The sequence below is a fragment of the Polaribacter sp. WD7 genome, from assembly GCF_003335085.1.
In the GTDB taxonomy this organism is placed as follows: domain Bacteria; phylum Bacteroidota; class Bacteroidia; order Flavobacteriales; family Flavobacteriaceae; genus Polaribacter.
In genome coordinates this window covers 410,560-422,813 of record NZ_QPEJ01000018.1, presented here as the reverse complement: position 1 = coordinate 422,813, position 12,254 = coordinate 410,560, and the positions used below count along the sequence as shown (strand labels likewise).

The window sequence follows — 12,254 nt, the reverse complement described above, 5'->3', positions numbered from 1 at the left end:
GTTATAAATTATCCCCAATTAAAGACTTGCAATATACAAAAATACCTAACATAAATTATGCTAAACCACCTACTTATAGGTATTTGTAACATATTCTTTTAAGGTACCCTTTTTATCAGAAAAAAGTAAAATTACATCTATCTTATTGTGTTTTTCTAAAAATTCTTTTGTTTTTTCTAATCCCATAGCCATAAATGCTGTAGCATAGGCATCTACATCTGCACAATCTATGTTGGCAATTACAGAAGCACTTAACAAATTACTTTCGGTTGCATAACCTGTTTTAGGATTTATTGTATGTACATGTTTTTTTCCGTATTCATCTATTCTAAATTTTCTATAATTACCAGATGTAGCCATAGATTTATTAGATAAGTTTAATTTTTTAAATTTATCTAAATCATTTTTATGTAACGGATTTACCAATTTTATTGTCCAATCAGAATTGTCATTCTTTTTCCCTCTAGAGCGTATCTCTCCTCCAATTTCTACGAGGTAATTTTTAATGTTTTTTGATTCTAAAAAACGTGCTACAACATCAATTCCGTAGCCTTTTGCTATAGAATTAAAATCTAAAAAAATATTTTTATATTCTTTAATAATCTTTCTTCCTTCTAAATGAACCTTATTAAAACCAACTAATTTCATTTGCTCTTTTACCTGTACATCTGTTAGGTTTCTTTTTTCATTTTTAGGCCCAAAGCCCCAAGCGTTAACCAAATTACCAACTGTTGGGTCAAAATAACCATTTGTTTCTTTGTAAATTCTCTTTGATTTTTGAAAAACTTCAACAAAAAAGTCATCAACAATTACAGCAGTATCTCCGTTATTAATCTTAGAAATATCTGATGAAGGAATATAGGTTGATAACGATTTATTGATTAAAAAAAACAAACTATCTATAGCACTTTGGTAGTTCTTTTCTACGCTTACATATTTGATGTTATAAGTAGTTCCAAAAACAGCACCTCTTAAATTATAATCTTGTAGAATAGGTTCTTTTTTACACCCAAAAACTAAGGTTATTAGAAGTAAGAATAGAAGTTTTTTTTGCATTCTCATTAAAATAATTTTAACACAAACAAAAGTAGTATTTAAATTTTTCACAAAAAATGGTTATGTACTGTTTTTATTGATTGATTTTGTTAAATTTGAAGTTCAAATTAACGATTTTAAACCATGAAAAAACTATCAATTGCATTATTGTCAATTATCTTGGTGAGCTCTTGTGTTTCTAAAAAAGAATACGCTGCTCTAGAGACTAGAAACAAACAAACAGAAAAAGAACTTGTTGATGTAAAGGCCAATTTACAAAAATGCTTAGTTGAAAAAGAAAAGGAAGATGCACAGGTTTTTGCTTTAAAAGAGCAAGTTAAATACTTAAAACAAGACAAAAAAACAGCTTTAAAACAAGTAGAAAATTTAACTGTTTTAACACAATCTTCTTCTGACAATATTAAAAGTGTTATTTCGCAGCTTAGTGAAAAAGACAAGTATATTAATGGAATTAGAAAAGCTATGACGCAAAAAGATTCTATTAATTTAGCTATTAAATACCATTTAACTAAAAACTTAACAGATGGTATACAAGATGAAGATATTGAAGTTAACGTAGAAAAAACAGTGGTCTTTATATCTATTTCTGATAAATTACTATTTAAAAGCGGAAGTTATAACGTAACAGATAAAGCTTATAATGTTTTAGAAAAAATAGCTAAAGTTATCAAAGGACAACCAGAAATGGAAGTGATGATTGAAGGTCACACAGATTCTAAACCAATTAAAACAGAGTTTTTACAAGATAACTGGGATTTATCTGCAAAAAGAGCTACTTCTATCACAAGAATATTACAATACAAGTATGGTGTTAAGCCAGAAAGATTAATAGCTGCAGGTAGAAGTCAATATGTGCCTTTAGCGCCAAATGATACTGCAGAAAACATGTCTAAAAACAGAAGAACTAAAATTATTATTATGCCTAAATTAAATCAATTCTTTGATTTACTAGAGCAAGATGCTAAATAATTAATTTTTATTTAAAAACAAAAACCATCTCTTTTGAGATGGTTTTTTTATATCCTTTATTTGTGTTTTTTTTAAAATCTCCAACCTACATTAAGTCCAAGTCTTGGAACTAAAACAGGAGAATCTGTACCAAATAAGTTTCTTCCTAAACCTCCGTACAAATCTATAACTAAGCCACCATTAGCTACATATTTTGTACCTACAGCAATCCCTAGAGCTCCATCTGTGTATTTTACATCGTATACACCAGAGTCTTCTATAGACTCTATTTTACCTGAATTTATACCTACAAATCCTTCTCCAAAAAAATTCCACTTTTCATCTGCAGTAAAATAATGCCTATAATATGGTGTTATCATGACATTTTCATTGTACCGAAAACTTACATCTTGTTTTGCCAAATTAAATAGTGCAGAAATACCGAAAGATGAATCTTCTGAGAAGTAATTTTCATAAGAGAATTCTAAACTTCTTATTACCAAAGCGTCTCCAAGATCTAATTTAATTTCTTGTTGAGAGTAACCTAAAGAGGTAAATGCTAAACCTAAAACTAGTAGTATTTTTTTCATATTGTTATTTTATGGGTAAATTTTTAAACTACACCACAAACATAACAAATAAAGATTCATTAAAATCTATACCCTAAAGAAATTCCACCTCTTGTAACCAATTCATTCTCTAAAAATCCATCAGCAGTATTTCCAAATATATTTCTACCAACACCTATAGAAATCTCTGCTACAAAACCAGATTTGATAATAAACTTACCTCCTACAGAAATACCTATAGCAAAATCGGTTTCTTTTACTGTTTCAAAATTACCATTAGTATCAAATGAATCAAAACTGTAAACTTCTTCCTCAAATGTATTTAGCATACCAAAACCTTCTACAAAAAAACCTCTTGCAAATCTAGTTTCTGTAAAAAACCAACGATAAAAAGGAGTTAAAGAAAACTTTTTGGGGAAATACAAATCACTATCTATAGTATTAAAATTGTAAAATAAAGAAACTCCGTAAGAAGAATCTTTGTTTACCAACCTTTCATAAGTAACATCAAAAGAAGAAAATACAATTAAACTAAAAGCATCTATTTTAATTTCTTGAGTTTTACCTGTGTCTTGAGGATACTTATTCTGTTTTTCTTGCGCAAAAAGTATAGCGCTAAAAAGTAATACTGGTAAAAATAATTTTTTCTTCATCTTTATTTTTTTAATTGGATTAGTTGTAGGGTAAAGATGCTAAAAAAATAGAAAGGTTGCGTGAGTTTAACGTTAAAAAATTGCTCTTAATTGAATACTACCTGTATGTATGGCTTTTGAGTTTTCACTTTTTCGACCTAAATAGGCTAAATTTAGGTTTAAAAAGGAATTTAATTTTTGGTTAAAAATCAAATTCCAAGTAAAATTTGTTCCTGCTTGCAAGCCTTCTAACATTTGGTAGGCTACAGGTGTATTTGTATTACCCACAAAATCATTCAAAAACACATTAATGTTTGCAGAAATTTGATTCTGTTTTTTGCTGATGTAAAAATACTCTAGACCAAATTTTTGCTGATTTAAAGTTTCAAAATCTTGCAATTTATTCTCTTTATTTTTAAAATGATAAAAAGCAGAAAAACGATTGTTCTGATTGTATAAGAAACTTATTTTTGGTTGAATTTCATTAGACAAAATCTTATAATTTCTGTTGGTAAAGTTTTCTGTTTGTAAATCATTCTCTGAGGTTTTACCTAACAATTCAAACAACCAAAAAGTTTTAAATTTATGTGCAAAATCCACTTGATGTAGTTTTACTCTATTCTCTTGAGCACCAATTAAAAATTGTTGTCTATTTCTGTTTGTACCATAAGTATACGTTGTGCTATAATTTTGTAAATTTTTATTAAAAAACAGACTATTTTTAAAATTAAAATTAAGGCTTACAAGGTTGTCTTCATCAAACTGAAAAGGATTAAAATTAAATGAATCTTCAACTCTTTGTTGTTCATTTTCTACACTTAAGAAACTTTGATTGGTAAATTTAGAAATGGTTTTTAAAACGTTTTTCTTAGATACCCATACTCTAGGGTTTATGGTTATATTTTGGGTAAGTTTAGCTCTTTGTGTTGGTATAAACCTTAAGTTTGGTTTAGGCAAACGCAAATACTCTGCTTGATCTTGAAATTCTGCAATTTCAAATTCATCAAAATCTTGAATGCCATCTTCGTTATAATCAATCCATGTGTAAAAACCAAGCCCGGGTTCTGTTTGTACATAAAAAAATTCTTGTCTTGCCACGTTACCAGAAGAGGTTTCGTAAACTGTATTTAGATTGATAAAGTTTTGAATTAGTTTTTGGCTAAATTTTACTCTAGAATTCAGCGTTTTTTCATCTTCGATAAACTGGTTTTCTGTAACTCTATAATTGGCAAAAATACTTAGATTGGTATTTTTATTCTTAAGTAGTCTGCTGTTGATATAAAACGTTTTTCTGTCATTAATTTCTGTAAATGCGTTGGCTCTTATACTGTCGTTATTTCTAAGATTAATCCCAACTTTGGCAAATACTTTTGTTGAGTCTCCCACTCCAAAATAGGTTTCGTATTCTTTAAAACGATGACTGGTGTTTATAAATTCTTTAGTGATGATATTTTGCCTGCTATTTGTTTCAACATTAACAAGTGCACCCAACCATTTTTTATTAAAATCATGTTCTACCTTACCTCTTGCCACTAAAAAAGAGTTATCTTCTATTGTTGATGTGTTTTCTAAATAACTTGCATCTACAGAAAGAATTGTTTTTTTTAGGTTAAATTTAGATTGAAATTCGTGCTTGTTTCCATTAAATGTATTTGGATAGTTTAAGTGATTGAACCGATACAATACAAAATCATTTTTTTCATTTTGTAAGCTAAATTCTGATTGAAAATAATTTTTGGTAGCATTGTTGGTTAAAATATTCCAATCTCTATTAAATTCTACCGGCTCCCAACGCATTTCTATATTGTAGTTTTTCTGAACAAATTCATGAGAAATTTTGCTTTTTAATTGCCACTTTTTATCAATCAAAATCTGTTGCCAATTTACTTTAACAGCTGGCGCAACGTTATTGGCATCGTCTATAGACGAAAACAAATTTGCATCATTATTACTAACAGCAACCTCTAAATTTAACTTGGTTTTGTCTTTAGAATCATAATTGGTCTTAAATACAAAAGCTTGAAATCTATTAGGAGCAGTTAAGCGAATAATAGGACTAAAGTTACCTTGATTTACCCCAACAAAGCGAAAAATATTTCCAATAGCAGTACTTCTATCCAAGACGTAATCTCCATTATTTTGCCCAACATTGGTAAAGGTTACAAAAAACAACTGATCCTCTGGATTTTCAGAAAATTCAAAAACCTCAACTGAGCCTTGAAACACTTTTTTGTACAAAATTTTATTTTCATCAAACGTATCTTCAAAAGCACTTTCTGCAATCATTAAATCTGGATTGTTTCCAGCATTTGCTAAAATTTGCTTCTGTTCATCTGTTAAAACCTGTTGTATAGGTTGATTTTTAGCATCATTTTCATTAAAAAAATACCCACTAATATTCCATTTATCTGATTTATATTCTACTTCTTCATAAGTTAAAAAACGTGTGTAATTTCTATCTGCATATTGAAATTCTACAGCAATCCTCATATCATTAGTTATAGGAAACGTAGTCGTAAATGTTATTTCCGCCAAATTATAGTCCATCACATAATCTTTGTCTGCACCTCGTTGAATTTGCACCCCGTTTATATACACTTTTTCACTACCTTCTATAATTAAAATAGCCGGCTCGTTATTTACCCCAAAAACCTTGTAAGGACCTTGATTACCTTCTCTGCCTGTTATTCTAAAACTGTTAAATTTACCACGCACAACGGCACCAGAAGCGGCAACTTTTAGTTTGTCATTAACATTGGCTTGCACTCGCAAACCTGCTATTTGCTTACTAATTGGCATAAAATAACTTTCTTTATTTTGTAATGAGATATCACCTGCTCTAATTTGCCAATTGTCTGAAAATAATTCTATAAAAACTCTATCAAAATCGGTTAAGTTTTGAGAATATCCGTTCTGTTGAATAGGGATATTGGTATCAAAAATATTAGCTCTTAAAGTAACTTTATTTGATAGTTTACCTGATATTTCTAAATCTAAAGCAGAATTTGTTACCGCATTTTGATTGTTTCCTGAGGTAAGACCCCTTGTTATAAAACCTCTTGTTTCTAACCCATCAAACAACTTAATATCTGATGCTTTTTTATTAGTTGTTAAACTATATAAGGTACCTGTATTGGTTTCATTGGGTAAAATTAGTTTTTCATCAAAAGGGGTGTATACTTTGGTAACAAAATCTGGTAATCTAAAATATTCGACTGTAATTTTTGGATATTTTTTTGCATCAATAATAAGTGTTGCATTGCTAAAATCTACTTGATATTCTGTCTTAGAAATTAGTTGTAATTGTGCATCTTTTAGTGTAAATTTTTGAGAATTTATAGCTACAGAATCTAGTTGAATAGTATCCTTTTTAACTTCAATTTTCCGTAATCTAAAATCTTTAGATATGGTTTGAGATTGGATGGAAAACCCAATACACAGTAACATAAAAAAAAAGAATTTTTGAAGCATCTAAACACTAAACGTAGCTAACGTAAAAATAGTTTTTTTAATGAATGAATTCTAGTAAAATATTAGAAAAGAGTATGTTGTTTTACTGGATTTTCATGCGCCAATAACCATTTTTTAAGCCAAATACCCCCAGCGTAACCCGTTAAAGAACCGTCTGAACCAATAACTCTATGACAAGGTATAATAATCCAAAGTGGGTTTTTACCATTTGCAGCAGCAACAGCCCTTATGGCTTTGACGTCTCCTAAGGCTTTACTCTGTTGCAAGTAGGTACTTGTTTTTGCGTAAGGTATTTTTAAAAGTGATGCCCATACTTTTAACTGAAAAACAGTTCCTTTTGGGTTTACAGTTAGGTTAAAACCAGCTCTTTCTCCTTTAAAATATTCATCTAATTGGGTAACACAATCTTGTAAACATTGAGGTACTTTTTGGTTTAACAATTCTAGAGAAATTTTATCATCATCTAAAATAGAAACAGATTGTATTCCGTTGTTATCACCCGTAATTTTTGCAATGCCAATAGGTGTTTTGTAATATGTTGTTTCTATATTCAATTATATTCCAAATACTTCTTTAGAATTCTGGGTAGTTATTTTTGCAATTTCATCAAAAGACACTCCATAAATATCTACTAACTTATCTACAACGTTAGTAATGTAAGCAGATTCATTTCTTTTACCTCTGTATGGTGTTGGTGCCAAATAAGGGGCATCAGTTTCCAAAACTATGTGTTTTAGGTCTATTTCATGTAAAAATTTATCAATCTTTCCGTTTTTAAAAGTAGCCACTCCTCCAACACCTAATTTCATGTTGTATGAAATCGCTTTTTCTGCTTGTGCTTTTGTACCCGTAAAACAATGAAAAATTCCGAATAAATCATCTCCTTTTTCTGCTTCTAAAATTTCAAAAATCTCATCAAATGCTGCTCTACAATGTATTACAATTGGCAGTTTTTTTTCTTTTGCCCATTTAATTTGCGTGCTAAACGCTTCTTGCTGTTGTGCTAAAAAAGAAGTATCCCAATATAGATCTATTCCAATTTCCCCTATGGCATAAAAATTACGTTTGTCTATCCATTCTTTTACATGCGCTAACTCTTCTTTATAATTTTCTTTTACAGATGTTGGATGCAAACCCATCATCAGATACACATCATTAGGATAATTTGTTTCTAAATCTATCATTCTTTCCGTGTAAGAAGCGTCTATCGCGGGGATAAAAAATCTAGAAACTCCAGCCTTTTTTGCACGTTGTATCATAGCTGCTTGGTCTTCATCAAACTGACTAGAATAAAGATGTGTATGTGTATCTGTAATCATTGTTGTTCATAATTTTACACTTGCAAAACTACTAAAATAGGACTGATTAAATCTTAGATTTCAAAATTTAGAACTCAAAACTTTAAACGTACCTTTGTAGAAAATTATTTAGAATGACTTTTGAAGATTTAGGTATCTCTAAGCAATTGCAATATGCTATTGACGACTTGGAATTTGTACACCCAACCCCAATTCAAGAACGTGCTTTTTCTGTAGTAAGATCAGGTAAAGATGTGGTAGGAATTGCCCAAACAGGTACAGGTAAAACCTTTGCATATATGATGCCTATTTTGCAAGATTTAAAGTTTTCTAAACAACAACATCCTAGAGTTTTAGTACTGGTGCCAACCCGTGAGCTTGTTATACAAATTGTTGATGAAATAGAGAAATTGGCAGCCTATATCAATGTGCGTGTTTTAGGAGTTTATGGCGGCACAAACATCAACACTCAAAAACAAGCCATTTTACAAGGTCAAGATATTATTGTTGCTACTCCTGGGCGTTTGTATGATTTGGCTTTAAGCAATGCTTTAAAGTTAAAATCGATTCAAAAATTGGTAATTGATGAAGTTGATGTAATGTTAGATTTAGGTTTTCGTTTTCAGTTGATGAATATTTTTGACGTGATACCTGAAAGACGGCAAAATGTATTATTTTCTGCAACAATGACCAAAGATGTTGATGCATTGATTTATGATTTCTTTAAAAATCCCACAAAAATCTCTGTCGCCGTTAGCGGAACACCTTTAGACAATATAGAGCAAGTTGCTTACAATGTGCCCAACTTTTTTACCAAAGTAAATTTATTACACCATTTATTGAGCGATAAAGAAACGTTTACTAAGGTGCTTATTTTTGTAGCATTTAAAAGAAGTGCAGACTTATTATTTAAGCATTTAGAAGAAATCTTTGGAAGCGAAACTTGTGTAATTCATTCTAATAAAACGCAAAATTATAGAATACGTTCTATTAGACAGTTTGATGAAGGCAATAATCGAATTTTAGTAGCCACAGATGTTATGGCACGTGGTTTAGATTTTGATGAAGTTTCTCATGTTATCAATTTTGACACCCCCGATTTTCCTGAAAATTATATGCATAGAATTGGTAGAACTGGTCGTGCAGAAAAAGCAGGAAAAACCATTTTGTTGTCAACAGTAAAAGAGCTAGAAGCAAAAGAGAACATAGAGCGTTTGATGAATTATCAAATTCCTGTTTTAGAAATGCCAGAAGATGTTGCAATTTCTAAAACATTAACAGAAGATGAACGTCCTAAAGAAGACGGAGAACAATCTAAAAATAGAACAGGTTTAGAATACGTTCCAGGGCCAGCGTTTCATGAAAAAAGTGAAAAAAATAAAAAAGTAAATTTAGGAGGATCTTACAGAAGAGAAATTGCTAAAAAATACAAGAAACCTAAAACTAGAGGAGACAAAAATTACAATAAAAGAAATAAGAAAAAATAGCGTATGCAGGTTTTAACAGCACAAGAATTGCACAATTTAGCAATGAACATTGTGGGTGAAAAATTAACCCAAATGGGGTACGAATTTCAGGCGATAAATAGTCAATTAAAAAGACATCCTCAATTTGTACTATTCAAAAAAGGAGAGCCTACAATTTTTGTTTTGGTAAAAGCTACTAGCAATCTACAAAACCCCAATGCAGAATATGATACCATTTGGATGGAAACCTTTAAAAATCATGCACTAAAAAACAATGCAAAAGTTTGGTTTGCTGGTGTAGGCATTGCCAATGCAGAAAGCGTTGAAAGCCCTGTTTTTAAAGACCAACCTTACTATGTAGCTTTTGAAGATTTCGTAAAAATTATTGAATAACTTATTTTACGATAAGCTCAAAATTGTATTCCAAATACTCTCGTTTACCAGTACGCCTTCTTTTAACTGTTTAGCTCTAGTTTGTGCAGTACGTTCTCCAGGGTAATAGGTTTTTTCACCAGGTTTTATGGGAGTTACGTCATGCGTAAAATCAATAATTTCTTTTATCAGTTTTTGCGATAATCCATCGTCATAAAATACCTCGGGATAAATACAAATATATACTTGAGAAATTCCGGTTTCTATTTCTTTTTTACTAATTCTGTAGGTAGAATTTCCTGCAGATAATATTGTGGCTAACATATCTAACACCATAGAAAGTGCAGAACCTTTCCAATACCCTATGGGTAAACCACGTTCTTTTTCTAAAATTTTTTCTGGGTCTTTAGACAGTTGATTATCATTATCCCAACCCCCGTAATATGGTAATTTTTCTCCTTTTAACTTGTAATCGTTTATTTTACCAAACGCAAATTGTGATATAGCCATATCTAACACAACATGTCCTTTCTTTCTAGGAATAGCTACCACAAAAGGGTTGTTTCCAATACGACTGTCTTTTCCACCCCAAGGTGGCATATTAGGTTGGGTGTTTGTAAATAGTATAGAAATACAACCAGCATCTGCGGCTTGTATGCCATAGCTGCCGCCTCTCATCCAATGATTGGTATTGCGTAAGGCAACCAACCCCATTCCGTATTCTTTTGCTAATTCTATAGCTCTATTTGTACAGGTTTTTGCATTTAAAATACCGGCACCAAAATTACCATCCCAACGTTCTATATTACCAAAAGAAGCTACTTTTTCTGCATCTGTATTAATATCTACAACTCCTTTTTTTATATAATCGATAAATAAGGGAACTCTATTTATACCATGAGAACTAACACCATCTACCGTACTTTCTGTAAAAACCTTAGCTAATAATGCTGCTTTTTCTTGAGTAAAATGATACTTTACAAAAAGAGCATACAGTTTTTTTTGTATTTCTTCTACTTTTATTTTCATGGTTACTTAGGTATTTCAGTATTATATGAATAACTAATATGGTACACTAGTAAAATTAGTTTTATAAAGCTTAAAAATACATAAAAAACTATACCTGTCTATACTCAAATACTATACAAAAAAAGCAGGCTTAGAGCCTGCTTTTCAAATTATTGAAATTAGTTTTAGAAACTATACCCTGTCCAAGAAAACACAGATGCATCTGCACCTCCTGATGTTCCTGATGTTAAGTTTATAGTTGCTCCACCAGTAGTTGTATTTTTTACATCTGTAATATCTAAAGCATTTGCTGTGTTAGCTACTCCTGTTACAGAAGTTGCATCGTCTGCATCTGTTTTACTATCTTGTAAATCTACTACATCTCCAAAGATTGCTCCAGTACCTAAAGCCAAGTAAGCGTTTGTAATGGTAGCTCTTGCATCTCTTCTTACTTTAATACCATCAGACATTTCTACACCTGCAGCATTATTAATAATAGTTACTCCGTTTATTGTAAAATTAGATTCGTTAATATCTGAAGGAGAGTTTCCATCTAAGTTACCATCTGCCTCAATACCTCTTGGATCTGACGTTACAGCTTCGTATCTATTTTCTCTGATACCATATAAGTTTGTACATGTACCTGCATAACCTTGAGTAAAATCGAACATATCGTCTTTAGCATTTACAACTAAAATATTAGAAGCGTTAACTGTACCTCCAAAAAATTCTATAGCATCATCATCTCCAAAGAAAATAGCAATATTAGAAAGTGTAGTGCCAGAACCAACTCCATTTAATGTTAATCCGTTGTGTTCTGCTTCATCGTCAATTCTTGCTCCAGAATATTCAATAATTACATGGTCTAAAATTCCTGAATCATCAGCGATGTCTGAACCTCCAAAGAAAACACCGTTGTTTACCTCTGTAGCGGCATTACTTTCTGTGCCTTCTTGACGACTTAAAGGTGCATTACCATTAATTATGATTCCACCCCAATCTCCTGCTCTTGGAACAGTTGCATTAGATGTAAATTTAATTGGATTTTCTGGTGTACCATCAGCAATAATTCTACCGCCTTTTTCTACTAAAATATATACATCTGTACCACCTGCTAAAGCATTAATAGTAGTACCAGCATCTATAGTTAATGTAGCACCATCTTTTACTAATAAAGCACCTATTAAGTTATGTGAAACACCAGATTCTAATCTTAAATCTGTTGTTAAATTACCTGCTAAATTTTGAGAAGTTGCTTCTACACCACCTCCTATTACTACTTGGTCATCATCGCTTAAGGAACATCCTGTAAAGATTAAAGAAGCAATTGCTGCAAAGGTTAAAATTGTTTTTTTCATTATTGTTTTAATTAGATTTTATTGTTTTGTTCACCACAAAATTATATTGGTTTTGTTTAATTTATTTTATCTTAAT

The 12,254-nt window shown here is 30.8% G+C and carries 11 protein-coding genes; 3 read left to right on the top strand and 8 right to left on the bottom strand.

Going from position 1 to position 12,254, the window contains the following annotated elements; genetic code table 11:
* Positions 1-69: 69 nt before the first annotated feature.
* The gene (locus DUT90_RS11100) at positions 70-1,056 is read right to left on the bottom strand and encodes an FAD:protein FMN transferase (RefSeq protein WP_258848548.1); all 987 of its coding nucleotides are present in this window, start codon (positions 1,054-1,056) and stop codon (positions 70-72) included.
* A 123-nt stretch (positions 1,057-1,179) separates the two neighbouring features.
* On the opposite strand from DUT90_RS11100, the gene DUT90_RS11095 reads away from it, so the two are divergent.
* On the top strand, positions 1,180-2,025 hold the full coding sequence (locus DUT90_RS11095; protein WP_114427255.1) for an OmpA family protein: 846 nt from the start codon (positions 1,180-1,182) through the stop codon (positions 2,023-2,025).
* A gap of 71 nt (positions 2,026-2,096) precedes the next feature.
* Here DUT90_RS11095 and DUT90_RS11090 read toward each other — a convergent pair whose 3' ends face one another.
* The 5 genes from DUT90_RS11090 to DUT90_RS11070 form a co-directional block, all read right to left on the bottom strand.
* Positions 2,097-2,594 (bottom strand): hypothetical protein, encoded by a 498-nt coding sequence (locus DUT90_RS11090; protein WP_114427254.1) that lies wholly within the window; start codon positions 2,592-2,594, stop codon positions 2,097-2,099.
* A 59-nt stretch (positions 2,595-2,653) separates the two neighbouring features.
* Complete coding sequence (locus tag DUT90_RS11085; RefSeq protein WP_114427253.1) at positions 2,654-3,226, bottom strand: DUF3575 domain-containing protein; 573 nt, start codon at positions 3,224-3,226, stop codon at positions 2,654-2,656.
* A 72-nt stretch (positions 3,227-3,298) separates the two neighbouring features.
* Positions 3,299-6,652: a hypothetical protein gene (locus DUT90_RS11080; protein ID WP_258848547.1), complete on the bottom strand. Its 3,354-nt coding sequence runs from the start codon at positions 6,650-6,652 to the stop codon at positions 3,299-3,301.
* An 86-nt stretch (positions 6,653-6,738) separates the two neighbouring features.
* Positions 6,739-7,224 (bottom strand): methylated-DNA--[protein]-cysteine S-methyltransferase, encoded by a 486-nt coding sequence (locus DUT90_RS11075; RefSeq protein ID WP_114427665.1) that lies wholly within the window; start codon positions 7,222-7,224, stop codon positions 6,739-6,741.
* Between the two features lie 6 nt (positions 7,225-7,230).
* Positions 7,231-7,995 carry a TatD family hydrolase gene (locus DUT90_RS11070; RefSeq protein WP_114427251.1) on the bottom strand — a complete coding sequence of 255 codons (765 nt, stop codon included), beginning with the start codon at positions 7,993-7,995 and terminating at the stop codon, positions 7,231-7,233.
* Positions 7,996-8,108: 113 nt separating this feature from the next.
* On the opposite strand from DUT90_RS11070, the gene DUT90_RS11065 reads away from it, so the two are divergent.
* Both DUT90_RS11065 and DUT90_RS11060 read left to right on the top strand, forming a co-directional pair.
* Entirely contained in the window at positions 8,109-9,461 is a 1,353-nt protein-coding gene (locus DUT90_RS11065; protein ID WP_114427250.1) for a DEAD/DEAH box helicase, read from the top strand.
* A gap of 3 nt (positions 9,462-9,464) precedes the next feature.
* On the top strand, positions 9,465-9,833 hold the full coding sequence (locus tag DUT90_RS11060) for a Na(+)-translocating NADH-quinone reductase subunit F (protein WP_114427249.1): 369 nt from the start codon (positions 9,465-9,467) through the stop codon (positions 9,831-9,833).
* A 6-nt stretch (positions 9,834-9,839) separates the two neighbouring features.
* On the opposite strand, the gene yiaK is transcribed toward DUT90_RS11060, so the two are convergent.
* Together yiaK and DUT90_RS11050 are read right to left on the bottom strand one after the other, a co-directional pair.
* The gene (gene yiaK / locus DUT90_RS11055; protein ID WP_114427248.1) at positions 9,840-10,841 is read right to left on the bottom strand and encodes a 3-dehydro-L-gulonate 2-dehydrogenase; all 1,002 of its coding nucleotides are present in this window, start codon (positions 10,839-10,841) and stop codon (positions 9,840-9,842) included.
* Between the two features lie 164 nt (positions 10,842-11,005).
* Positions 11,006-12,178 (bottom strand): hypothetical protein, encoded by a 1,173-nt coding sequence (locus tag DUT90_RS11050; protein WP_114427247.1) that lies wholly within the window; start codon positions 12,176-12,178, stop codon positions 11,006-11,008.
* Positions 12,179-12,254 lie beyond the last annotated feature (76 nt).